Source organism: Alistipes shahii WAL 8301 (genome assembly GCF_025145845.1).
GTDB lineage: Bacteria > Bacteroidota > Bacteroidia > Bacteroidales > Rikenellaceae > Alistipes > Alistipes shahii.
This window is the reverse complement of record NZ_CP102253.1, coordinates 3,232,076-3,256,105: the sequence shown is the minus strand read 5'-3', so window position 1 is coordinate 3,256,105 and position 24,030 is coordinate 3,232,076. Positions and strand designations below refer to the sequence as shown.

24 protein-coding genes are annotated in these 24,030 nt (G+C 62.7%); 11 read left to right on the top strand and 13 right to left on the bottom strand.

What is annotated here, in order from left to right; genetic code table 11:
• Positions 1-84 precede the first annotated feature (84 nt).
• The 3 genes from NQ492_RS13685 to pgmB form a co-directional block, all read right to left on the bottom strand.
• Entirely contained in the window at positions 85-1,356 is a 1,272-nt protein-coding gene (locus NQ492_RS13685; RefSeq protein WP_044053928.1) for an alpha-amylase family glycosyl hydrolase, read from the bottom strand.
• Positions 1,353-3,635 (bottom strand): family 65 glycosyl hydrolase domain-containing protein, encoded by a 2,283-nt coding sequence (locus NQ492_RS13680; RefSeq protein ID WP_015545905.1) that lies wholly within the window; start codon positions 3,633-3,635, stop codon positions 1,353-1,355. The genes NQ492_RS13685 and NQ492_RS13680 overlap by 4 nt, the downstream gene beginning before the upstream one ends.
• 71 nt (positions 3,636-3,706) lie before the next feature.
• Positions 3,707-4,369 carry a beta-phosphoglucomutase gene (gene pgmB / locus NQ492_RS13675; protein ID WP_015545904.1) on the bottom strand — a complete coding sequence of 221 codons (663 nt, stop codon included), beginning with the start codon at positions 4,367-4,369 and terminating at the stop codon, positions 3,707-3,709.
• A gap of 163 nt (positions 4,370-4,532) precedes the next feature.
• On the opposite strand from pgmB, the gene NQ492_RS13670 reads away from it, so the two are divergent.
• The 3 genes from NQ492_RS13670 to NQ492_RS13660 are packed head-to-tail and all read left to right on the top strand — an operon-like array spanning position 4,533 to position 8,188.
• Entirely contained in the window at positions 4,533-5,330 is a 798-nt protein-coding gene (locus tag NQ492_RS13670) for a polysaccharide biosynthesis/export family protein (protein ID WP_015545903.1), read from the top strand.
• A 9-nt stretch (positions 5,331-5,339) separates the two neighbouring features.
• Complete coding sequence (locus NQ492_RS13665) at positions 5,340-7,796, top strand: GumC family protein (protein WP_015545902.1); 2,457 nt, start codon at positions 5,340-5,342, stop codon at positions 7,794-7,796.
• 2 nt (positions 7,797-7,798) lie between these two features.
• Complete coding sequence (locus NQ492_RS13660; RefSeq protein ID WP_015545901.1) at positions 7,799-8,188, top strand: hypothetical protein; 390 nt, start codon at positions 7,799-7,801, stop codon at positions 8,186-8,188.
• A 521-nt stretch (positions 8,189-8,709) separates the two neighbouring features.
• Here NQ492_RS13660 and NQ492_RS13655 read toward each other — a convergent pair.
• A complete protein-coding gene (locus NQ492_RS13655) occupies positions 8,710-9,621 on the bottom strand; it encodes a nucleotidyltransferase family protein (RefSeq protein WP_171024691.1) in 912 nt (303 codons plus the stop codon).
• A 130-nt stretch (positions 9,622-9,751) separates the two neighbouring features.
• Here NQ492_RS13655 and NQ492_RS13650 point away from each other — a divergent pair, with 130 nt between their 5' ends.
• The 8 genes from NQ492_RS13650 to NQ492_RS13615 all read left to right on the top strand — a co-directional run bounded on the left by NQ492_RS13650 (position 9,752) and on the right by NQ492_RS13615 (position 17,304).
• The gene (locus NQ492_RS13650) at positions 9,752-10,618 is read left to right on the top strand and encodes a murein hydrolase activator EnvC family protein (protein WP_015545899.1); all 867 of its coding nucleotides are present in this window, start codon (positions 9,752-9,754) and stop codon (positions 10,616-10,618) included.
• Between the two features lie 7 nt (positions 10,619-10,625).
• Positions 10,626-11,783 carry a 1-deoxy-D-xylulose-5-phosphate reductoisomerase gene (locus tag NQ492_RS13645; RefSeq protein WP_015545898.1) on the top strand — a complete coding sequence of 386 codons (1,158 nt, stop codon included), beginning with the start codon at positions 10,626-10,628 and terminating at the stop codon, positions 11,781-11,783.
• Between the two features lie 12 nt (positions 11,784-11,795).
• Positions 11,796-13,109 (top strand): RIP metalloprotease RseP, encoded by a 1,314-nt coding sequence (rseP, locus tag NQ492_RS13640; protein ID WP_022061601.1) that lies wholly within the window; start codon positions 11,796-11,798, stop codon positions 13,107-13,109.
• A gap of 11 nt (positions 13,110-13,120) precedes the next feature.
• Positions 13,121-13,762, top strand: coding sequence for a lactate utilization protein (locus tag NQ492_RS13635; protein ID WP_015545897.1), 642 nt, complete (start codon positions 13,121-13,123; stop codon positions 13,760-13,762).
• Positions 13,762-14,346, top strand: coding sequence for a hypothetical protein (locus NQ492_RS13630; protein ID WP_229104395.1), 585 nt, complete (start codon positions 13,762-13,764; stop codon positions 14,344-14,346). The genes NQ492_RS13635 and NQ492_RS13630 overlap by 1 nt, the downstream gene beginning before the upstream one ends.
• 8 nt (positions 14,347-14,354) lie before the next feature.
• The gene (gene radA, locus NQ492_RS13625) at positions 14,355-15,722 is read left to right on the top strand and encodes a DNA repair protein RadA (RefSeq protein WP_015545895.1); all 1,368 of its coding nucleotides are present in this window, start codon (positions 14,355-14,357) and stop codon (positions 15,720-15,722) included.
• Between the two features lie 271 nt (positions 15,723-15,993).
• Positions 15,994-16,962: an NAD-dependent epimerase/dehydratase family protein gene (locus NQ492_RS13620; protein WP_022062581.1), complete on the top strand. Its 969-nt coding sequence runs from the start codon at positions 15,994-15,996 to the stop codon at positions 16,960-16,962.
• Positions 16,963-16,971: 9 nt separating this feature from the next.
• Positions 16,972-17,304 (top strand): thioredoxin family protein, encoded by a 333-nt coding sequence (locus NQ492_RS13615; protein ID WP_015545893.1) that lies wholly within the window; start codon positions 16,972-16,974, stop codon positions 17,302-17,304.
• Here the strand turns inward: NQ492_RS13615 and NQ492_RS13610 are convergent.
• The 9 genes from NQ492_RS13610 to NQ492_RS13570 form a co-directional block, all read right to left on the bottom strand.
• Positions 17,301-17,957 carry a DNA alkylation repair protein gene (locus tag NQ492_RS13610; RefSeq protein WP_015545892.1) on the bottom strand — a complete coding sequence of 219 codons (657 nt, stop codon included), beginning with the start codon at positions 17,955-17,957 and terminating at the stop codon, positions 17,301-17,303. The genes NQ492_RS13615 and NQ492_RS13610 overlap by 4 nt on opposite strands.
• Positions 17,958-17,964: 7 nt before the next feature.
• Positions 17,965-18,858, bottom strand: a complete 894-nt coding sequence (locus NQ492_RS13605) for a DUF4831 family protein (protein WP_015545891.1) — start codon at positions 18,856-18,858, stop codon at positions 17,965-17,967.
• Positions 18,859-18,910: 52 nt separating this feature from the next.
• Positions 18,911-19,591 carry a tRNA1(Val) (adenine(37)-N6)-methyltransferase gene (locus NQ492_RS13600; protein ID WP_015545890.1) on the bottom strand — a complete coding sequence of 227 codons (681 nt, stop codon included), beginning with the start codon at positions 19,589-19,591 and terminating at the stop codon, positions 18,911-18,913.
• A 76-nt stretch (positions 19,592-19,667) separates the two neighbouring features.
• Positions 19,668-20,441 (bottom strand): TIGR02757 family protein, encoded by a 774-nt coding sequence (locus tag NQ492_RS13595; protein ID WP_015545889.1) that lies wholly within the window; start codon positions 20,439-20,441, stop codon positions 19,668-19,670.
• Positions 20,438-21,424 (bottom strand): S8 family serine peptidase, encoded by a 987-nt coding sequence (locus NQ492_RS13590; RefSeq protein WP_015545888.1) that lies wholly within the window; start codon positions 21,422-21,424, stop codon positions 20,438-20,440. Before NQ492_RS13590 ends, NQ492_RS13595 begins: the two co-directional genes overlap by 4 nt.
• A 1-nt stretch (position 21,425) precedes the next feature.
• Positions 21,426-22,094: an ABC transporter ATP-binding protein gene (locus NQ492_RS13585; RefSeq protein WP_015545887.1), complete on the bottom strand. Its 669-nt coding sequence runs from the start codon at positions 22,092-22,094 to the stop codon at positions 21,426-21,428.
• A complete protein-coding gene (gene folP, locus NQ492_RS13580; RefSeq protein ID WP_015545886.1) occupies positions 22,091-22,906 on the bottom strand; it encodes a dihydropteroate synthase in 816 nt (271 codons plus the stop codon). Before folP ends, NQ492_RS13585 begins: the two co-directional genes overlap by 4 nt.
• Complete coding sequence (gene coaE, locus NQ492_RS13575) at positions 22,896-23,489, bottom strand: dephospho-CoA kinase (RefSeq protein WP_015545885.1); 594 nt, start codon at positions 23,487-23,489, stop codon at positions 22,896-22,898. The genes folP and coaE overlap by 11 nt, the downstream gene beginning before the upstream one ends.
• The gene (locus NQ492_RS13570; RefSeq protein WP_044054649.1) at positions 23,486-23,881 is read right to left on the bottom strand and encodes a hypothetical protein; all 396 of its coding nucleotides are present in this window, start codon (positions 23,879-23,881) and stop codon (positions 23,486-23,488) included. Before NQ492_RS13570 ends, coaE begins: the two co-directional genes overlap by 4 nt.
• Positions 23,882-24,030: the final 149 nt, after the last annotated feature.

Below are 24,030 nucleotides of genomic sequence, written 5' to 3'. Positions count from 1 at the left end.
ACGGCCCGAACAGTCGGGCTGCAAAGAGCATTACAACAGCCAATCATTCGCAAATAATAATTTTTAATTCTTAATTCTCAATTTTTAATTACACAATATCCGGTAGCTCCACGGGGCCATATCCTCCTCGACGCGGCCGCGAAGCTCGTAAGGCTCGCCCGTCATGGCGTCGGTGTACATCCCGGCGTAGATGCCCGTATAGTAATCGGCATGGATGGCGTAGGGCGAGAGGTTCATCACCGCAACGACGCGGTTGTCAGCCGTCTCGCGGACCAGCGTCATCAGGCAGTCCTCGGCGTTGTTGCGGATCTCGGTCATCGCGCCGCCCCGCTCCCCCGCCGCCAGGGCCGGGTTGTCGTGGCGCAACGCCGTGAGGCGGCGGTAGAACCCGGTGAAAGCGTTGGCCTCGTAATGGGGAATCGGATCGCGGTCGAAGAAGGCGAACGAATGGTCGTAGCCGATCTCCTGCCCGGTGTAGATCAGCGGCAGGCCGCGCGGCACGACGAACGTGAAGACCGCCATGATCTCGCGCGCATCGCCCAATCTGGAAAATTCGGAGCCGTTCCACGAATTCTCGTCGTGGTTCGACGTGAACGCCAGCCGCATGGCCGAGTCGGGATAGTCGTCGCGGTCGGCGTAGATGTAGTCGCGCAGGGCCGTGACGCGGGTGCGCTGCCGGGCCACGTCGTTCATCAGGTGGTGCATCCGCCAGGCGTAGCAGGCGTCGAAAGCCCCCTCCTCGAAAAGATTCCGCTCCTCGGCCTCGGCCAGCATGAACAGATCGGGCTTCACACGCCGCAGGCGCAGCGAGGTCTCGTTCCAGAACTCGATGGGAACCAGCATCGCCATGTCGCAGCGGAATCCGTCGACGTCGTGCTGCGTGAGCCAGAACTCCATGGCGTCGGCCTGCGCGCGCCACACGTCGCGGTCGGCGTAGTTGAGTTTGGCGGTGTCGGACCAGTCCCACGGCACGGCGGGACGGCCCGCGGCGTCGCGTTCGTACCACGAGGCGGGCTTTTCGGCGATCCACCGCGCGTCGCGCGCCGTGTGGTTGGCCACCCAGTCGAGCAGGACCCGCATGCCGAGGCGGTGGGCCTCGGCGACGAAGGCGTCGAAGTCGGCCATCGTGCCCAGCTCGGGGTTCACGGCGCAGTAGTCGCGGATCGAATAGTAGGAGCCGAGCGAGCCTTTGCGCCCGGCCTCCCCGATCGGATAGACCGGCATGAGCCACACGGCGTCGACGCCGAGGTCTTTGAGGAAAGGCAGTTTTGAAGTTGCCGCGCGCAGCGTGCCTTCGGGCGTGAGCTGGCGCACGTTCATTTCATACAGGACAGCCTGCGGCCAAAAACAATTCATAATTCACAATTCATAATTACCTTGTCCGCGATCAGCCGGCGCACGCCGCGGATTTCAAGTTCGACGGGGGCACCTTCGTTCGCCACCTCGACCGCATTGCGGGTGATCCGGACCGTCAGGACCCGGTCCCGGAAATTGACCTTGAACGAGAGGGACTCCCACGCGGCCGGCAACTGCGGGTCGAACGACAGCACGCCGTCGCGGACGCGCATGCCCCCGAAACCCTCGACCACCGAGAGCCACGAACCCGCCATCGAAGTGACATGGCAGCCCTCGCGGACCTCGCGGTTGTAGTCGTCGAGGTCCAGGCGCACCGTGCGCAGGTAGAGTTCGTAGGCCTTGTCCAGATCGCCGATACGCGCGGCGAGGATGGCATGGACGCAGGGCGAGAGCGACGATTCGTGGACCGTGCGCGCCTCGTAGAAGCGGAAGTTGCGGCGGACGGTGTCGAGGTCGAAATCGTCGCCGAAGAAATAAAGCCCCTGCAACACGTCGGCCTGCTTGATCAGGCACGAGCGCAGGATGCGGTCCCACGACCAGCGCTGGTTGATGGGGCGATCCACAGGGTCAAGGTCTTTGGCCAACGTCTGCTCCTTGTCCAGATAGCCGTCCTGCTGGAGGAAGATGCCCAGTTCGCGGTCCTCGCCGAAGTACATGCCGTCGGCGATTTCGAGCCACCGCTTCGTCTCGGCCGTCTCGTCGAAACGTCGCTTCGCGCAGATGCGCGCGTAGTCCGCAGGGCGGTTTTCACGCACCCACGCCGCCGACTCGGCGGCATAGCGCATCGACCAGCAGGCGATGTAGGAGGTATACCAGTTGTTGTCGACGTTGTTCTCGTACTCGTTGGGACCCGTGACGCCCAGCATGACATATTTTCGCCGCGCCCCGGACCACGTGATGCGCTGCGCCCAGAAGCGCGCCACGGACAGCAGCACCTCCAGCCCGCAGTCGGCCAAATACGCCATGTCGCCGGTATAGCGGATGTAGTTGAAAATCGCGTAGGCGACGGCGCCGTTGCGGTGGATCTCCTCGAAGGTGATCTCCCACTCGTTGTGGCACTCCTCGCCGTTGACGGTGACCATCGGGTAGAGCGCCGCACCGTCGCGGAAGCCCAGCTTCGCAGCGTTTTCGATGGCCTTGTCGAGCTGGTTGTAGCGGTAGACGAGCAGTTCGCGGGCGACGGCCCGCCCGGCGGTGGCCAGGTAGAACGGCAGGCAGTAGGCCTCGGTGTCCCAGTAGGTCACGCCGCCGTATTTCTCGCCCGTGAAGCCCTTCGGACCGATATTCAGACGGGTGTCCACCCCGGTATAGGTTTGCAGCAACATGAAGATGCAGAAGCGGATGCCCTGCTGCGCCCGGGCGTCGCCCCCGATTTCGATGTCGCAGCCGTGCCAGCGGGCGGCCCAGGCGGCCGTCTGCTCTTCGAGCAGGGCCTCGAAGCCCGCCTCCTGTCCCGAAGCCGCGACGCAGCGCGCCGCGGCGATAAGGTCCGCCGGAGCGTGGTTGAGCGACGAGCAGATGCCCGCATATTTATATAAGACGGCGGCGCAGCCCTTTTCACGGCTGACCGCTGCGGTGGCCCGGACCTTCTCGGGGCGGGTTTCGCAATGCCACTCGGCGCCGTCCAGCTCGACGGCCTGCGCCCAGGCCGCCTCGAAACCGCTCTTTTTGGTACGGCTCTGCGTGGCGTCGGCCTCGGTCGAGACCTCCTCCCAGAACTTTTCGTCGTAGTTGGCGTCGGCATTGCGCACGTCGGCGTCGACATGGGGCGAGAAGGTGATCCGGGCCGCCCGGTTGAGCGGCGTGACGGCGTATTTCACGACGCCCAGTTCGCGGCGCGCCAGCGAGAGGAAACGAACCGTCTCGACGGCCACCTCGACGCCGTTTTTCAGCACAACCCTCATGCGGCGCGTCAGCACCGAGCGGCGCATGTCCGTCTCGCGGTAAAAGCTCTTCACCTCCGCGACGGTCGCCAGGTCGAGCGGCTCGCCGTCGACCGCGACATCGACCCCGATCCAGAACGCGGCGTTCGGGACCTTGGCGAAATACTCCGGGTAGCCGTTCTTCCACCACCCCACACGGGTCTTGTCGGGATAATAGACCCCGCCGATATAATTGCCCTGAAGCGTCTCGCCCGAGTAACGCTCCTCGAAATTGGCCCGGCCGCCCATCACGCCGTTGCCCAGCGCGAAGAGCGACTCGGAAGAGAGCGCCCGCGAAGGGTCGAAGCGATCCTCGACGAGGCGCCAGGGATCGGTTTTTACATATCCGTCGTTCATAATCTATACTCTTTATCGCTCGTTTCACCGCCCCGGCCGCAGCCTTCCGCGGCGTTGCGCCGGGGTTGCAATCAGTCCCGGTCGATCTTCATCGCCAATTGTTCAAACGTAAACCCCGCGAAGGTTTCCAGCCGCATCGTGGCGGCCGAAAGCGACGCACCGCCCCCGACGCCCACCGAACGCATGCCCGCACGCGAAGCAGCCTCGATACCCGCGGCGGCGTCCTCGAAGACCACGCACACGGAAGGCGCGGCGTCCACGGCGGCGGCACCCTTCAGGAAAACCTCGGGATCGGGTTTGGCCCGCGAAACCTCGTTGCCGTCGACCACGGCGTCGAACAGCGGCCGAAGGCCGCACCGGTCGAGGATCGTCCCCGCGTTCTTCGACGCCGAGCCGAGCACCGTCCGCACGCCGCGGCTGCGCACGTCGTGCAAAAACGCCGCCACGCCCGGAAGCACCTCGGCGGGTGTCATTTGCGAAACGAAACGCAGGTAACGCGCATTCTTTTCGGCGGCGAGACGCTCCCTCTCGGCGGCGGAAAAACGCCCCTCAAGCCCTCCGGCGCGCAGGACGATCTCCAGCGACGCCATGCGGCTCACACCCTTGGTCGCTTCGCCCTGCACGGGCGTGAATTCAAAGCCCAGTTCACGAGCCAGCGCGGCCCACGCCAGATAGTGGTAGCGGGCCGTATCGACGACAACTCCGTCCAAATCGAATATGCAGCAGTCTATCATTTTTTGAATTTCGGATACCAAAGATACGATTTTTTTGCAAAAAAACACGTATCCGGCAACGCATTACCTACATACTTGTAAAATATCACCTTCGAAAAGCGGCTGTTTTTCAGAATTAATTTATATCTTTGCGCACGTAATTACAATCAACGCCTTATTAAAAATGAAGCAACTCTGCCTTCTCATCGGGACAGCGGTCCTCGGCATACTGCTCGTTTCGTGCTCCGCACAGAAGCGCGTATGGTACCTGCAGGACGCCCAGCCCTTCACACCCGAACAAATCGCCGAAAACGGACAGATCCGCATCAAGCCGCTCGACCGGCTGACGATCGTCGTCAACAGCAAGGACCCCGAACTGGCAGTGCCGTTCAACTCGGCGACCTCCTACAATTCGCTCACGGGAACCAACGTCTCCAGCGCGGCAAACTCGCAGGCGCTCCAGATGCGCACCGTCGACGAGAACGGCATGCTCGAAATGCCCGTGATCGGCAAGATCGAATGCAAGGGCAAGACCCGCAGCGAACTGGCCCAGGCCATCGCCAAGAAGATCATCGACGGCGGATATATCAACGACCCCACGGTCAACGTACAGTTCGCCGACATGAAGATTTCGGTCATCGGCGAAGTGGCCCGCCCCGGATTCTACGATGTCACACGCGACAAGGTTTCGATTTTCGACGCTCTGGCGATGGCCGGCGACATGACCGTATACGGCGTGCGTTCGGAGGTGGCCGTGACGCGCGAGGTGGACGGCGTGCGCACGATCGAATACCTCGACCTCACATCGACCGACATCTTCAACTCCCCGGCTTTCTACCTCCAGCAGAACGACGTGGTATACGTGAAACCCAACAAGTACAAGGCGCAGACGGGCGAGATCAGCCAGAACCGCAATTTCTACCTTTCGCTGGTGGGAACGGCGATTTCGGTGGCGACACTCATCGTAACCCTCACCAAATAGCAAGGCTCCATGGCAGAACAACAGATCAATTCACAGATACAGACCAACAACGAAGAACTGACGAACACGATCACCCTGCACGACATCATCCGCATGGTGATCGCCAACTGGTATTGGTTCGTGCTTTCGACCGTATGCTGTCTCTGCGCGGCCTACTACTATCTGGCCAGCACCCCGAAGATTTACAGCCGCACGGCGACCATTCTGGTCAAGGACAGCCGCAAGGGCGGAGACGTGGATCTCACGGCATTCAGCGATCTGGCGGGATTCCAGAACCGCCGCAACGTCGACAACGAAGTATTCATCCTCCAGTCGCGGCGTCTGATGACCAACGTGGTCAAGCAGCTCAACCTGACGGTCAACTATTCGGTGAGCGACGGGCTCCGCCGGCGCGACCTCTACGGCCAGGCCCCGATCGACGTGAAGTTCATCAACGACAACGACAACCAGTCGCTCGCAATGGAGATCACGCCGATCGACGACGACAAAATCCGGTTGAGCGAATTCAAAGACCAGTTCGTCACCAAGCACGAGAGCCGCAGCGTCATCACGGCGGCTTACGGTGACACGATCCCGACTCCCGTGGGTCAGGTCGTGGTGCAGAAGTCGCTCTACATGGCCCCCGACTACATCGGGGTTCCGATCCGCGTGACCAAGAGTTCGCTGGGACGGACCACTAACGCCTACCGCGCAGCCGTGAAAAGCGACGTGGCCAACAAGCAGGCTTCGGTGGTGACCATCTCGATGAACAACACCGTCCCCCGGCGCGCCGAAGACGTGATCAACACGCTGATCGAGGCCTACAACGAAGACGCCATCGAGGACAAGCGTCGCGTGTCGGTCGCTACGGGCAAGTTCATCAAGGCCCGTCTGGACGTTATCGGACGCGAGCTGGGCGACGTGGACCGCAATATCGAGGACATCAAGAAGGACAACCGGATGGTGGACATCACCTCGGAGGCCGCGCGCAGCGTGTCGGAAAGTTCGCGCTACAAGACGGAAGGTCTTTCGCTCGAAAACCAGATCAACGTGGCGGAGTACATTCGCACCTACCTGAACGACCCGAAAAACGTCGGTGAACTGATTCCGGCGATGGCGGCCGCGGGAACCAACACGGCCATCGCCAAGCAAATCGAAGATTACAACTCGGCGATCCTGCGCCGCGAGAAACTGCTGGAGAACAGTTCGGAGCGCAGCCCCGTCATTCAGGACCTCGACAACCTGCTGGCCGCCGTGCGGCGTTCGATCATCTCGTCGCTCGACTCCAACATCTCGACGCTCGAAATCCAGCGCGACGCCATGCGCAAGGAGGAGACGCAGGCCAACATCCGCATCTCGACCATGCCTTCGCAGGAGAAGGTCATCCTGGGCATCACGCGCCAGCAGAAGATCAAGGAAGAACTGTTCCTCTACCTGCTGAACAAGCAGGAGGAGAACCAGCTCAACTACGCCGTAGCAGAGAGCAACTCACGGTCGATCGACTACGCCTACGGCAGCAACGCTCCCGTATCGCCCCGACCGATGATGATTCTGGGCATCGCCCTGATCGTGGGTCTGGCCATTCCCTTCGGTCTGCTCTACCTGATCGGCATGCTCGACACGACCATCCGCGGTCGCAAGGACATCGAGGACAACGTCAACGCCCCGTTCCTGGGCGACATCCCCTACCACGAGGGCGGCGGCAAGGCCGGGATCGTGGTGCGCGAAACGGGCCGCGACGCCCTGTCGGAGGCTTTCCGCATTCTGCGCTCGAACATGACGTTTATGAGCGTCTCGGCCGGAACCGACATCCGCACCATTCTCTTCACCTCGTCGGACCCGCACGCAGGCAAGACCTTCGTGGCGACGAACCTGGCCATGACCCTCGCCATGGCCGGCAAGCGCGTGCTGCTGATCGACCTCGACCTGCGCCGCCATGCCCTGTCGTCCCAGCTGGGCCACAGCAACAGCAAAACCGGCATCACGAGCTATCTCGCAGGAACGGTCTCCGATGTGGAGAGCATGATCCAGAACTCCGGATTCCACCAGAATCTCGACGTGATTTACGCAGGAGTGCAGCCGCCCAACCCGGCGGAGATGCTCCTTTCGGACAAACTCGACAAGCTCATCGCCGAAATGCGCGGCAGATACGATTATGTCTTCCTCGACAGTACGCCCGCCATGTCGGTGGCCGACGCAATTATCACCGACCGGCTTGCGGACCTCTGTATATACATCGTACGCGAGGGCGTGCTCGACCGGCGCCAGCTGCCCGACATCGAGCGGCTCTACCGCGAGAAGAAGCTCCACAACATGTGCATCGTTCTGAACAGCACCCGCGCCCGCCGTCACGGATATGGATACGGGTATGGCTACGGTTACGGTTATGGATACGGATATGGCTACGGAGACGATTACAAGGAAGTAAGCTACCGCAAACGCATCAAGCTCTTCTTCCGGTCGCTGGCACATAAAGTAAAACGGTAACGATGGCCATTCACGACGCAACAATAGCCATCGACTTCGACGGTACGGTCGTAACGCATGCCTACCCGGAGATCGGTGAGGATGCGGGGGCGGCGCCCGTGCTGAAAGAGCTGACGGACAACGGTTGCCGACTGATCCTCTACTCGATGCGGCACGGAAAACTGCTGGACCGCGCGGTGGAATGGTTCCGCGTCCGGGGCATTCCGCTCTACGCCGTGAACGAAAACCCGTCGCAGAAGCGCTGGACCTCGTCGCCGAAGATTCATGCAGACCTTTACATCGACGACTGCAATCTGGGATGTCCGCTGCGGTTCATCGACGGAGAGAAACATCCCGTGGCCGATTGGGCCAAGATCCGCGAGCAGCTCGTCCGGGAAGGTTTTCTGGACTGACGCGCAGAAAGTCGGGGGGGGCTGACGAAGGCCCAAACCGGATAATAAAAAAGCGAGACTTTTCAAAGTCTCGCTTTTTTTGCAGGCAGGCGGACTGGAGCAGGCAGAGCGGCAGAGCGGCAGAGCAGGCAGAGCAGGCAGAGCAGGCGGCGGGCAGGCTGGCTGGCTGGAGCGGCAGAGCAGGCAGAGCAGGCAGAGCGGCTGGAGCGGCTGGAGCGACGGGCAGAAGTATACAGGCGGTGGCAAAAACAGGCAGAGGTAGGCCTATAATGACAGAGATAATAGGAGCTGGCAAGTTCCGGGCATCGTGAAGAACGGGACGGATGGGTAGCACTCAAGTGCGTCCCATTCGTCCCGTTCGGGAGAATTACGGAAATGACTGCATCTAAAGCAGAAGCAGGTTTTTGATTATCGCGGAGCAGATTTTGCCATAACGCAGTTCGGCCCGGACGGGACATACCGAAGTATTTCCCGTTCGGGCCGGACAAGGCAGGGCGAAAGATGCCCGTGAGAATCGAAAACTACGCCCAGAGATTCCGGGGATATTTACCCTCGGCAATCATCTTCTCGATGGCGGCCATCAGCGCGGGTTTGTCCTCCTTGTAGGTGACGCCGTGCCACTGGGCGGCCGAACGCAGCACGCGGAGCGTAGCCGTGCCGTCGCCGATCAGCTTGTTGACCATCGTCGGGATGTAGAACTCCGACTTGATATTGTCCTTGTTGGCCTCGAACCAGACTTTGAAGTACTCCTTCGAGTAGGTGAAGAAGTCGGGCGTGAAGCCGAAGAGGTTCATCGAAACGGGAGTGTCCTCGGAGAGAGGCTCGTCGGCGCCGTTGTCGTGGAAGACGATCCGGCCGTCGGGCATCCGCTCGATCTGCGTCCGCTCGACCATCGACGTGAGGTCGCCTTTCGGATCGACGCCGCAGACGCCGCGCGAGACCGTACCGTTCTCCGAAAGCGTCTTGTTCAGGTCGTAAGCGACCATGCAGTAGCTGTTGCGGCTCTCGCCGAGCTGCGCCAGGTAGTCCCCGATGGTCTTATAGGCCTCGGCGCCGTAGAAATCGTCGGCGTTGATCACGGCGAAGGGTTCGTGAACCGCATCGGCTGCCATCATCACGGCGTGGTTCGTACCCCACGGCTTGACACGGCCTTCGGGAACGGCAAGACCTTCGGGCAGGTAGTCGAGTTCCTGGAAAACGAAATCCACGGCGATGCGTCCGCCGAAACGGTCGGCCGAGAAGACCTCGCGGAACTCCTTCTCGAAGGAGTGGCGGATGACGAAGACGACCTTGCCGAAACCGGCGCGGATGGCGTCGTAGACCGAATAGTCGATGATGGCCTCGTTATTGGGACCGACACCGTCCATCTGTTTGAGCGACCCGTAGCGGGAGCCCATGCCCGCGGCGAGTACCAGTAATGTGGGTTTTACCATGTTATTTTATCTGTTTATGACATTGGTTCAAAACATCCACAAAGGTAAAAAATTAAGCGCGCCCCGCAAAGGATTTATGCAAATTTGCCTATCTTTGTAGGGTTAACAAAGAGAAATCGTACCCGGAGAGATGAAATTTCTGAAAACCATACGGGCATGGTGGCGCGGCCTGTTCCGCAAACGCCGGTTCAACATGCTCAACGCCACGGACAACACCGAAGAGTGGCACATGCACCTCTCGCCGGCGAGTATCCTCGCGGGACTGGTGGCGTTCATGCTGATGCTCTTCATCCTCACGCTGTCGCTGGTGGCGTACTCCCCCATCCTGGAATTCCTGCCCGGATACCGCACCGAGGCCGACCGTTCGCGCGAAAGCCTCGTGCAGAACATCATCCGGCTCGACTCGATGGAGCGCATGATGAACGACATGCTGACCTACAACGAGAACATAGCCCTGATCATGGAGGGACGCACGCCCGTGGCGCGCGTGCTCGCCTCGTCGGACTCGTCGCGCATCAGCAAGGTGCTGGTGATGCCCTCGCACGAAGACTCGCTCCTGCGGGCCCAGATGGAGGGCGACGGCGAATACGCCATCGCCGGACAGGGCGGCTCGCGGCGCCAGGTGCGCGAGGCCATCGAGCTGGCGACGCCCGTCGAGGGAATCATAACCGGAAAATTCGACATCCGGCAGGGAAATTTCGGCGTGAAGATCGCCGCGACCGCCGCCGACCGCATCACGGCCATCGACAACGGCACGGTGATTCAGAGCCTCTGGACCCCGGAGACGGGTTACATCGTGGTCCTGCAACACGCCGGGAACCTGATCTCGGTCTACAAGAACCTCTCGCAGTCGCTCGTAACGACCGGCCAGACCATCCGTTCGGGCGAACTGATCGGCTACAACGCCGAAGTGCAGGACGGAGAGGTCCGGCTCTTCGAATTCGAACTCTGGAACAACGGCAAACCCGTGGACCCCGAGGGGTACATCGTCTTCTGACAAACGCATGAAACAAAGACTCGCAATACTGGGTTCGACCGGCTCGATCGGCGTGCAGACGCTCGACATCGCCCGCGAAAACCCCGGCCGCTTCGAGGTCCGCGTCCTCACGGCCAACCGCAACTGGGAACGACTGGCCCGACAGGCCCGGGAATTCGACGCCGACGCGGCGGTGATCGCCGACAAACAGCACTACGCGCAGCTGCGCGACGCACTCGCGGGAACCGACACCAAAGTATATGCCGGAGAGGAGGCCGTGGCGCAGGTCGCGGCCGGAGGCGGCACGGACGTGGTGGTGAACGCCCTGGTGGGCTACGCCGGACTCGCTCCCACGGTGGCGGCCATCGAGGCAGGCAAGAAGCTCGCGCTGGCCAACAAGGAGTCGCTCGTGGTGGGCGGCGCCTGCGTGATGCCGCTGGCCCGGGAGCGGAAAGCCCCGGTGATTCCGATCGACTCGGAACATTCGGCCATCTTCCAGTGTCTCGTGGGCGAGCGCGCCCCGGTCAGAAGGCTGATCGTCACGTGCAGCGGCGGCGCATTCCGCGACTTCCGGGCCGAAGAGCTGGCGAACGTCACGGTGGAGCAGGCCCTGCGCCACCCCCAGTGGGACATGGGCGCGAAGATCACGATCGACTCGTCGACGCTCGTGAACAAGGGGTTCGAGGTGATCGAGGCCCACTGGCTGTTCGGGACCCCGGCGGAACGGATTTCGGTGTTGCTCCACCCGCAGTCGATCATCCATTCGATGGTCGAATTCGAGGACGGCGCGATCAAGGCCCAGCTCGGAACGCCCGACATGCGCCTGCCGATCAGCTTCGCGCTGCTGTACCCCGACCGGGCGAACCGTCCCGGCGAGCGGTTCAACTTCCTGAACCATCCGCAGCTGACCTTCGCCGAAGTGGACCGCGCGAAATACCCGGCGCTCGACATCGCCTACGACTGTCTGCGGCGCGGCGGCACGGCGGCCTGCACGATGAACGGCGCCAACGAGGTGGCCGTGGCGGCGTTCATCGCCCGCAAATGCGCATGGCTCGACATCGTGCGCGCCATCCGCTACGCGCTGGAGCACGCCGCATTCGTCCCCTCGCCCACCCTGGCCGATTACGCCGAGGCGAACGCCGAAGCCCGCGCGCTGGCGGCGGAGTTCCTACAATTAAAAAATTAAAAATTAAAGCTTGTGGACATTCTTGTAAAAATCATTCAGTTCTTCCTCTGTTTCACCATCCTGATAGGCATTCACGAGATGGGTCACTTCATCATGGCGCGGGTGTTCAAAATCCGCGTCGAGAAATTCTACATCTTCTTCGACCCGTGGTTCTCGCTGTTCAAATTCAAACGCGGAAACACCGAGTACGGTCTGGGATGGCTGCCGCTGGGCGGATATGTCAAGATCGCCGGCATGATCGACGAGTCGATGGACACGGAACAGATGAAACAGCCCGTCAAACAGGACGAGTTCCGCGCCAAACCCGCCTGGCAGCGTTTTCTGGTGATGATCGCCGGCGTGGTGATGAACGTCGTGCTGGCCGTGGCCATCTACATCGGCATCTGCTACACGTGGGGCGACACCTATTTCTCGAACGCCGACGCCAAGTGGGGCTACAACTTCAACGAGGCCGGGCACAAACTCGGATTCCACGACGGAGACCGGCTGGTGAGCATCGACGGCGAAGAGGCGGACGACATCAACAAGGTCGTAAACTCGCTGATCATCACCGAAAGCGACCGCAGCGTCGTGGTCGAACGCAACGGACGGCAGGTGGAACTGATCCTCCCGCTCGACGAGCTGATCTCGATGCGCCAGCAGAAGGGATACGAAAATTTCCTCCTGCCCCGCATCCCCTTTCTGATCGACAGCGTCGTAAACCCGACCGTCGCACAGTTGCGGAAGGGAGACGAGATCGTAGCCATCGACAACGTTTCGGGTCTCGACTTTGCGGGCTACGGCCAATACCTGAAGGCGCACGCCGGAGATTCGGTGCTGCTGACAGTCCTGCGGGAAGGGGACATGCTCTTTGAATTCAAAGCGCCCGTCTCGGAGAACGGCACGCTCGGAGTCATCCGCAAGGGCCTCGCGCTGCGCACGCAGAAATATACGTTTCTGGAGGCGATTCCGGCCGGTATTCAAAGGACGGGCAAGGTGATCTCCTCCTACTGGGACCAGCTGAAGATGATCGTGCAGCCCAAAACCAAGATGTACGAGGAGCTGGGCGGATTCATCTCCATCGGCAGCATCTTCCCCTCCACGTGGGACTGGCAGGACTTCTGGATGAAGACCGCCTTCCTGTCGATCATCCTCGCGGTGATGAACATTCTGCCGATCCCGGGACTCGACGGCGGGCACGCGATCTTCACTTTCTGGGAGATGATCTCGGGCCGCAAGGTGAGCGACAAGGTGCTCGAAGCGGCGCAGTATGTCGGACTGATCATCATTCTGTTCCTGCTGCTCTACGCCAACGGCAACGACATTTACCGGTTCTTTATCAAATAAATGCGGAGCCGATGACAAACCGAACTGCGGAAAAAACGGAAGCCTGCGCCGCGGCGCTGCGGAGACACCGTTTCGAGGCCGAGGTGGTGAAGGACGCCGAAGCGGCCTTCGCCCTGATGAAGGCCGTCGTGGAGGCCGAAAACCCGCAACTCGTGTCGTTCGGCGACTCCATGACGATGCGCGGAACGGGCATCGTCGAGTGGCTGCGGAGCAACGGGCGGCTGACGCTGCTCGACGGGTTCGACGCCTCGAAGCCCTACGAGGAGCGGCTGGAAATCCGCCGCCGCGCGCTGTTGTCGGACCTTTTCATCACGGGCGTGAACGCCGTGACGGAGCAGGGAACACTGCACTGGCTGGACAAGGTGGGCAACCGCATCGCACCGGTGGCATTCGGCCCCCGGAAGGTGATCATCGTGGCCGGACGCAACAAGATCGTGGCCGACCGCGACGAGGCCGAGGAGCGCATCCGCCGGATCGCCGCCCCGCAGAACGTCGCGCGACACCCCGGATTCCGCACCCCTTGCGCCAAAACGGGCGTCTGCGCGGACTGCAACTCGCAGGACCGCATCTGCAACACCCGGATGGAAATGCTGCGATGCTGGCCCGACAAACGGGTGTTGGTAATACTGATCGACGAAGATTCCGGATTATGATGAAACAACTGAAATACGGCACGGCCTGCCTGCTGTTGCTGGCAGCCGCCTGCGGAGACGATTCCGACGCATTTTACACGGCGGTTTATCCCGTCGTGCGCGTCGAGGCCGAAATCACCCTCCCGGACCCCGAACCGGGCCCCACCGACCCCACCGATCCAACAGATCCCACGAACCCCACCGATCCCACGGAACCGGAGACGAAGGCAGGGGAAAACGAAACGGACCCCGTGGTCGAACGGATCAGAGAGGAGATCGAAGCGGCGGCTCCCGTGAAGGCGGGCGGAAGCTACGTGCTGGAATTCACCAAATACAACGGCGGGCGCCTCCGGATCAGACAGACGGCGGAGGCGGACCGGGTGCGGGGCGTCTTCTTCAAGGACCCGGGCGCAACCGACATCCTCGTCTACTGTCCGGAACCGGCGATGAAGTACACCTGCGCCGTCTCGGCCTACAAGGCCGAGGACGGCACGAGCAAGACCCTCCTGACGGTCGACCTGACCGAAGAGTACCAAGCTCTCTACCCCGAGGCCGGAATCACGAAGGCCGTGCGCCGGGAGTACACCTCGGCAAACGCAAAATAGGAGGACGTATGGCAAAGGTCAAAAAGGCATTTTTCTGCAAAAACTGCGGGTTCGAAGCCCCGAAATGGCTGGGACGCTGCCCCTCGTGCGGCGAATGGAACACGTTCGCCGAGGAGATCATCGCCCGCGAGAGCGGTTCGGTCCCGGCGGTCGCGGCGGGTCCCCTGCCCGCGGCGAAGCCTCAGCGCGTGAGGGACATCCGCGAAAGCGAGCACGTCCGCCTCGATCTGGGAAACGCCGAGGTAAACCGCGTGTTGGGCGGCGGGATGGTCCCGGGGTCGCTGGTCCTCGTGGGCGGCGAGCCGGGAATCGGCAAATCGACCCTCTCGCTGCAAATCGCGCTGGCGGCGAACGGACTGAAAACCCTCTACGTCTCGGGCGAGGAGTCGGCCGAGCAGATCAAGATGCGCGCCGCGCGCATCGGCATCGGCAACGACGAGTGCCTGATCTATCCCGAAACGCTGCTGGAAAACATCGTGGCGCAGATCGCCGAGCACCGTCCCGACCTGGTGGTGATCGACTCGATACAGACGATTTACACCGACCTCCTGGACTCGTCGGCGGGAAGCGTGTCGCAGATCCGCGAATGCGCGGCGACGCTTCTGAAATACGCCAAATCGACCGGAACGTCGATCTTCATCATCGGCCACATCACCAAGGACGGCTCGATAGCCGGTCCCAAGATACTCGAACACATCGTCGACGTGGTGTTGCAGTTCGAGGGCGACAGCAACAACATCTACCGCATCCTGCGGGGCATCAAGAACCGGTTCGGAGCGACGTTCGAAATCGGGGTCTTCGAGATGCTCGACGCCGGACTGCGGGGGGTTGACAATCCGTCGGAAATCCTGCTGACGCACTATGAGGAGCCGTTGAGCGGCATCGCCGTGGGGGCGTCGGCCGACGGCGTGAGGCCCTACCTGATCGAGGTGCAGGCGCTGGTGAGCGGTGCGGCGTACGGCACGCCCCAGCGTTCGACGACCGGATACGACGCACGGCGCATGAACATGCTGCTGGCCGTGCTGGAGAAGCGCGTGGGGATGAAGATGTTCCAGAAAGACGTTTTCCTGAATTTCGCGGGCGGATTCAAGGTCGCGGACCCGGGGCTGGACCTCGCGGTCGTGGCGGCGGTGATCTCGTCCTACTACGACCGTCCCGTGGCCGAGGGGGTCTGCTGCGCCGGCGAAATAGGCCTGTCGGGCGAAGTGCGCCCCGCGCCCCGCACCGAACAGCGCATCAGCGAGGCCGCAAGGCTCGGATTCAGGCGCATCATCGTGTCGGGCTATCTGGCCAAAGGCGGCAAGCGTCCCAAAGGCATCGAGGTAGTCCCGATAAACAGCGTCGACCAGCTCCCGAAGGCGCTTTTCACAGAATAGGCCGACATCAAAAACAACAGATAAGGAAAGGAGCGGCTTCTGGCAGCCGCGGCCGGAAGATTTTCGATTCGCCTCGGGTGAATCGGCAGGCCGCAGCTCTGCCCTGCGGAGGCCTGCTCGTAACTGCCCTTCGAGCGGACCACCGCAAGCTGCCGCCTGAAAACGCGACAGAAGTTCCGGAGAGCGAATCTTCCGACCTCGCATGGGCTTCCGGCCGGATTGCCGCCGGTATGGAATGGATTTTGCTTTTTCCCCGGTAAAAGGGAAGAAAATGCAAAAGAGAATAGTCGTACTGGGCGGCGTGGGATTCATCGGCTCCCACCTGTGCCTGCGTCTGTTGAACGACGGGCACGAAGTCTTCTGCGTGGACATACGCGACACCGCCGATTCGCCGCTGCTGCGCGACATGCCGCCGCACCCGGAATTCCGGTACGTCCGCCACAACATCGTCAACGCATTCGGCATCCGCTGCGACGAGATTTACAACCTCGCGGCGCCCTCGCGCGTGCGCTACAACAAGGCGCTGCCCGTCGAGTCGCTCAAGGTCAGCATACTGGGGTCGATAAACGCCCTCGACACGGCCCGTTCGGAGCACGCACGCATCCTCTACGCATCCACCGGAGACATCTACGGCACGGGATACCGCGACACCTCGGTCGAGGCGGCGGACGGTTGTCCGACACACCGCACCCTCGCCGAAGGCAAACGGGCCGGAGAGGCCCTGCACCGCGCCTACCAGTATGAATTCGGGGTCGACGCACGCATCGCGCGCATCTTCAACACCTACGGCAGCGGCGCCGACCTGATGGACCAGCGCGTGGTGATGAAGATGATCGTGGCGGCGTTGCAGAACCGCGACATTCCGATCAACGGCAGCGGCGAGCAGCTGCGGACCTTCTGCTGGGTGGAAGACGTGGTCGACGGACTGGTGCGGCTGATGGAGGCCCCGCCGGCCGAGACGACGCGCACGGCCAATTTCGGCAGCAGTCACGAGGTGACGATCCGCTCGCTGGCCGAGAAGATCATCGCCCTGACGGGCAGCAGCTCGCACATCGTCCACGCCGAAGCGCGTATCGACGACATACGCCGCCGCACGCCCGACATCTCGGCGACACGGCGCGAACTGGACTGGGCGCCCCGCACACCGCTCATCGAAGGCCTGCGGCGCACGATCAGCTACGTCGAAAAGGAACTTGCGGAGAAGAACTATGCGGGAATATCGTGGGTGGAAATAAACTGATCGGAAGATATGACCATGACGGACTTTGACAAGATCATCTGGCGGGACGCGCTGACGTTCGTAGACTTCTTCGCCACCTGGTGCGGGCCGTGCCGGATGATGATGCCGGCCATCGACAAGTTTCGGGAGCGGATGAACGGCCGCGTCGACGTCTACAAAGCGGACATCGACGACCCCTCGATGCGTGAAATCATACGGCGCTACAACATCATGTCGGTCCCGACGCTGATGTTTTTCTGCCGCGGAGAGGTATTGTGGCGCGAGAGCGGCCGCGTGGGGTACGAACACCTGATCAACGTGCTGAACGAACTCGAAAAGCGCGAACAGGTGATGCAGCCCTAAACCTCCAATCGCCAGGCCAGCTCCTCGTGGACGCAGTCTTCGGCAGGGAGCTGACCCAGAGAGCCGGCCGCGCGGAGAACCGCCTGCCGGTTCTCTTCGTTTCGCGTCCCGAGGGCCGTGAACAGCGCCACGGCGCCATGAGCCAGCAGGTGCGCTTCCGGGATGCTGGCCGCTGCGGCCTCGTGCACGACGGCCGCGGCCGGAACGGCCCACGCCGGAGAAGGATGCGGAACGCGGGCCGCGGCCATCAGGGCCGCATACTGCCGCAGCCACCCGGCATCGGGCGCAATCCACGCCGCGAACAGTTCGGGGAACGCCCCGATGCGGCTCAACAGCGCGAAGGCGGCCTCCGCGGCGATTTCGGAATTGAGAAGCCCGTCGCCCCAGAAGGCGAACTCCCCGGGCGTAAGGCGCGCCGGATCGGCGATGTGCAGCGCGGCAAGGCGCAGGCAGCGGACATCCTGCCGCCAGAGGTATTTGGCGAAATCGTGATCGGCGGCCTCGGCACGCGCCAGCGTGCGGAGCGTCGGCAGGCTCACGCCGTAGTTCAGGCCGCAGGGTGCGCCGTAGAAGCGCATCGAATCGGCAACGGCGCCGTTGCGCTCGCGGCGGAATGCCCCGAGCAGCGCCGCCATGCGGGAGGTGAAATCCATCGGAAGGTTATTTGCGGCGCGGCAGGGCGACGTTGATCGTACGGCCGAATTCGAAAACAGGAAGCACGGCGCGGGCATACTCGCGGCCTCCCGAGACGACGATGCAGGTCGAGGGATCGGCCACGCGGCACGCCACGACCTGCGTCTCCTTCGGACCGGCCTCGAGGTCGCTCTTCGCGACGCCCGAAGGTTCGATCTGCAACAGCACGATGTCGCCCGAAAGGTCCGTGTCGGGAAGCAGTCCGGCCGCAGGGCTGAAGCGGCAGACGATATACTGTTTCTTGTCGGCCTGCGGGCAGACCACGTAGCGGCGGGTCTCGGTCGAGACGATCCGCTTGCCGAGGAACAGCTCCAGATAGCTCTGCTCCAGACGGTCGATCTCCTCCAGCGCGGCCTTCAGGCCCTCGCCGAAGACGTTCTCGCCCGCTTCGCCCGTGACCAGCTCGATGCGGTGGCGGCGCAGCGAGAAGATTTGCGCGGCGGCGGTGCGCGCGGCGTCCTCCAGCGCGGGCGTCGTCATGTCGGTCTTGTCCGGCTGCAAGCGCGCGAACTTGTTTTCGGAGGCGGTGTGCGACAGCACGCGGGTCGAGGCCGGAGCCGGAGCCGCGGCATTGAGGTAGGTGTCGCCGTCGAGCAGGGCGATCTGCGCCCCGGTGACGCTCCACACGGTCTTGTCGGTGAGCGGAGCGCGCACCCCGAGGTATTTCTGCGCATAACGCGCATAGGGTCCGCTCAAGGTGACGTCGTGTTCGACGGTGACGTCGACGGCGAGGATCGTGCGCGGCTGGGCGACGGTAAGGCCGCCGGCGGTTTCGTTCGCGCCCTGAAGGGAGATGTATGGGTTCTGGGCCGAGACGCCGCCCGAAAGCAGCAGGGCAAATGCCAAAAGTCTGAATTTCATGGTCCGAAAATTTTATTGCGGTTTCACAAATGTAGCTTATTTTCGCGTGCCGTCAAAATTTCAGGTAAAAATCACGGGTCAGGGCGCGGTATTCGGGCGTGTAGCATTCGTGCTCTCCCGTGCCGACGACCAGTTCCGAGACCTCGGGCGCGGCGGCGGAACAATCGGTAGAACGATCGGCGGGGCGGTCGGCGCGGACGAACTCCATCAGCGCCCGTTTGGCCGGGCGGCGGGGCGTGGTGCGCACGTCGGTGCGGCGCACGAGGGCCAGTCGTCCGGCACAGACCGCGAGGAAACGCTCCGCTTCGGCCGTGGGAAGGATGACGGCAAACCGGCCTCCGGGAGCCAGCAGGCGGAGGACGGCGTCGCGCAGGTCGCCGAACGGCAGGTGCACGGCATGGCGGGCCGCGGTGCGCCCCCGATCGGGGCAGGTGAGCGAGTCGACGAAAAACGGCGGGTTGGAGACGATCAGATCGAACGGCTCCGGGGTCTCGAACTCCTGCACGGGGCATTGAGCGAACGCCACCCTGCCGCTCCAGGGCGAAGCGGCGGCGTTCTCGCGGGCCTGCCCGACATCGTCGATGTCGACGCCCGTGACATGCGCCTCCGGGGCGCGCTGGGCCAGCATCAGGGCGATCAGCCCCGTGCCCGTGCCGATGTCGAGCATCCGCCGGTCCTGCGGCCGCACCGCGGCCCATGCACCCAGCAGAACGCCGTCGGTCCCGACCTTCATCGGGCAGCGGTCCTGACGGACCGTGAATTGTTTAAACCGAAAGATAATTGTGAATTTTTGAATTATGAATGGTGAATTATTCTCGCAGATAGCCGTCCATGCCTGCGCCGAACAGCGAAAAATCGTACCGCGCGGGGTCCTCCGCATCGAATGCGCGCAGGGCGTCCGTCAGCTCCTCGACGGCCCGCCAGTCGTTCTGGCGGCGGCCAAGCAGTCCCAGCGCACGCGCCGTCTCGCCGACATGGACGTCCAGCGGCAGGTAGAGGGCCGACATCGGGATACGCCGCCACAGACCGAAATCGACACCCCGGTCGTCGCGGCGCACCATCCACCGCAGATACATGCACAGCCGCTTGCAGGCCGCGCCGCGCTCGACGGACGAAACATGCTTCTCGCAGCGCGGAGCGTGCTCCCCGGCGAAAAACTCGCGCCGGAAGTCGGCCAGCACGGCGGGCATGCTCTGCGCGGCCTCATAGCGCGTCTCGAAGAAATTCCCGATGCCGCCATGGCGCTCCTCCATACGCCGCAGGGCCAGCACGAAATCGCGCAGGTCCCCGCCGTTGAACGTGCGGTGGACGTAGGACGAAAGCAGCGCCAGTTCGCGCTGCGAGGCGTTGCGCACGAAATCCGCCGGAGCGTCGTCCATGAAGTGCATCATGCGGTGGCCACTGCGGACAATGGCCTTACGGTTGCCCCAGGCGATGGTCGCGGAGAAAAATCCCGCGATCTCGCGGTCGGCGCGGTCCGTATAGCGGTGCGGTACCGAAATCGGATCGTCGGCGATGAAGTCGGGGCTGTTGTATTTGTCGTGGAGCGCGTCGAGCAGCTCCTTCAGATCGGTGTTCGTCATGGCGTGCGGAGCATTCGGAGCAAGACATCGGTTTGCGGGATGCCGTAACCCAGTTCGCAGCCGGGAGCTGCGGCCCGCGTGCCGGAAGCGTGCAGCAGTCCGATGAGTTCGCCGCGTTCCATAGGACGGTATTCGAGCAGGCAGGCGCAAAGCCCCGCGATAACCGGCGTCGAAAACGAAGTTCCCAACGGCGAGGCTCCGGCGACGAAATCGGGCTTCACATAGCCGACATCTTCGCGTCCGACACCACTGGAGCGGGAGCGGGAAACACCGTCGGAATCGCACGAACCGACCGTGATGACCTGCCGGACATCGGCCGGAAAGGAGACATTGCGCCACGCCTTGTCGCCCTCGTTGCCGGCGCTCTGCACGAAAACGAGTCCGGGGCGCGCCGTGAGCAGGCTGTCGAGGTAGCGCGAGAGCGTCGAGGTGCAGCCGTCGAGCATCGCGGGCGTATAGCCGCTGAAATCGTCGAACGTCGTATAGCCCAACGACGAGGAGATCACGTCGACGTCATGCGCCAGGAGCCACTCGATGCCGCGGATCAGCTGCCGCTCCTCGGCGCGAGGCTCCACTTCGGCACGGTCGGTTTTCGCAAGATAATACTCCGCGCCCCATGCCAGCCCGCGGATCGTATCGCCCGAACGGCCTCCGAGGTTGGTGCAGACCCTTGTGCCGTGGTCTGTGGCGTCGTCGAAGAATGCCGTCTCGTCGCCGCCCGTGAAATCGCGCCAGGCGGCGACGTGCAGCCCCCGCGTCCAGCGGTCGGTGCGGAAGCCCCCGAAACCCGCGTCCAGCACCCCGATGCGGACGCCCCGTCCGGAAAGGTTCAGCGAATCGAACGCCCGGGACATCGTCTGCCCCACGGCGCGCGAATAGGTCCGGGAGTAGTCCGAGGTCCACGCCCCGCGCACCTCGTGCACGAGGTCCCACGCACCGTAGGCGGCAAGAGCCGGAAGAAGCAGCCAAAGCAGTTTTTTCATGTTACCGGACCGTTTCGCAGCCGAGGATCAGACCGTCGGACATGGTGATCTTCCGGTCGGCCATTGCGGCGAGGTTTTCGTCGTGGGTGACGATCACGACGGTCTGGCCGAGCCGTTCGCGCAGGTCGAAGAACAGGCGATGGATCTCGTCGCGGTTGTGCGAGTCGAGGTTGCCCGAGGGTTCGTCGGCCAGCAACACGGCGGGCGAATTGACCAGCGCACGGGCGATGGCCACGCGCTGCTGCTCGCCGCCCGAAAGCTGTCCGGGCTTGTGGTCGCGCCGCGCCGCGAGGCCCATCATGTCGAGCAGTTCGGCGGCACGGCGTTCGACATCGGCGCGCGGACGCCGGCCGATCAGCCCCGGAATGCAGACGTTCTCGAAAGCCGTGAACTCCGCAAGCAGGTGGTGGAACTGGAACACGAAGCCGATGCGCTCGTTGCGGAACTGCGACAAGGCCCGATCGCCCAAGGCCGAGACATCGCGGCCGTCGATCTCCACGCGCCCGCCGTCGGGACGCGACAGCGTGCCGATGATCTGCAAAAGCGTGGTCTTGCCAGCGCCGCTGGCCCCCACGATGGAGACCACCTCGCCCTGCGCCACGTCGAGCGAAACGCCTTTCAGCACCTCCAGCGTGCCGAAACTCTTGTGTATGTCGGTAGCCCGTATCATTGGCGGAACATATTGAACAGTTTGACCGTGTCCACAGCTTCCCGCACGTCGTGGACGCGGAGTATCGCCGCACCCTGGCGCAGGCACTCCCAGCCCAGGGCAACGGTTCCGGCGAGCGATTCGGCGGGAGTGGCGTCGAGGACCTTATAGATCATCGACTTGCGCGAAAGCCCCGCCAGCACCGGGTAACCCAGCGCGCAGAGGCGGTGCAGACCCGCGAGCAATTCGTAGTTCTGCTCCGTGGTCTTGGCGAAGCCGAAGCCGGGGTCGAGGATGATGTTTTCACGCCGGATGCCCGCGGCGAGCATCTCGTCGGTGCGGCGGCGGAAATAGCCGACGACCTCGGTGACGATGTCGCGCCGGTAGTCGGTCTGCGACTGCATGGTTTTCGGATCGCCCTTCATGTGCATGGCGATGTAGGGTACGCCGCAGTCCGCAACGACGGAGAGCATCGCAGGGTCGAGTTCCCCGGCCGAAATGTCGTTGACGACGAGCGGCCCGAACGTTTCGACAGCCTTCGCCGCGACTTCGCTGCGGAACGTGTCGACCGAGACGGTCATGCCGGGCGCCAGCCGACGCACGGTCCCGACACCCAGCCGGACGCGACGCCACTCCTCGTCGGCGGGGACTTCGTCGGCCCCGGAACGCGAGGAGTAGCCCCCGACGTCGATCAGCTGCGCCCCTTCGGACACGGCTTCGCGGACGCGGCGCTCGACGGATTCGGCCTCCGGAGTGCGGCTGCCGGCATAGAAAGAATCGGGGGTGACGTTAAGAATCGCCATCACCTGCGGCGAGGAAAAATCAATGTTCATGGGCTTCATGGCTGAAAATTCGGTGCAACTCCGCGACAGCGGGTTCAAGGTCGGATTCGAGGATGTTGACAAGGGTGTAGTCGGCCTTCGCGCTCAACGTATCGTCGTCCGTCTGGGCGGCGATGCGGAGGCGGACCTCCCCGGGTGTGCGCCCGTCGCGGCGGCAGGTGCGTTCGATGCGCAGCGCCTCGGGGGCGAGGACGGCAACCGTGCGGTCGACGCAGGCATCGAACCCCGCATCGAAAAGAAGGGCGCTTTCGAGGATCACGTAGTCGCCCTCCTGCTGTTCGGCCCACGCCGCGAAATCGGCCCGGACGGCCGGGTGGACGATGGCGTTCAGGTCGGCGAGGGCCTGCGCCTCGGAGAAGACCCGCCCGGCAAGGTAGGTACGGTTCAAGGTCCCGTCCGCATAGGCTTCGGCCCCGAAACGGTCCGTGATGCGCCGGCGCAGCTCCGCATCCTCCGTCATCAGCCGTTTGGCCCCGGCATCGGAGTCATAGACCGCGACGCCCAAACGCGCGAAAAGACGGCAAACGGTGCTTTTGCCGCTGCCGATGCCGCCTGTGATTCCGACCTTCATCATGGGTTACGGGGAACGTCGATTTCGGGAATGTCCCCGATGGAAATGATCTTGATGTCGCTGAACCGCGGCGCAAGGGCGTTTTGCAGCGACTGGGGGTCGATGATGAGTTTACCCTCGTGCCCCTCCTCATACGAACGCTTCGTCTTGAGTTCCGCAAGCGGAATGCGCAGCGTCTTGTTCATGTAGACCCGGTAGCCGAAAAGGTTCGTACCGACGCCCTCGACCACGCAGGTAACCTCGAAAGGCTGTCCGTCGACACTCACCCTCACGGTCTGCTCGGTGGTGTACGTATAGCTCAATTTCGCGATATACCAAAGGATGAACGACGCGACGAGCAGCGCCAGAAAAACCGGCGACACGTAGCGGTGCATCCATTTCAACCAATTTTCCATCATGGGAACCTATAATATCCGTATGACAAAGATAGTGCAAGGCGGGGCAATATCAAATTTATTTTGCACATTGCCGAGCCGCAGCCTGCCCAAGCGGGCGTCTGCTTGCCCGCAAAGATAGTGCAAGCCGGCCGCAATGCCAAATTTAT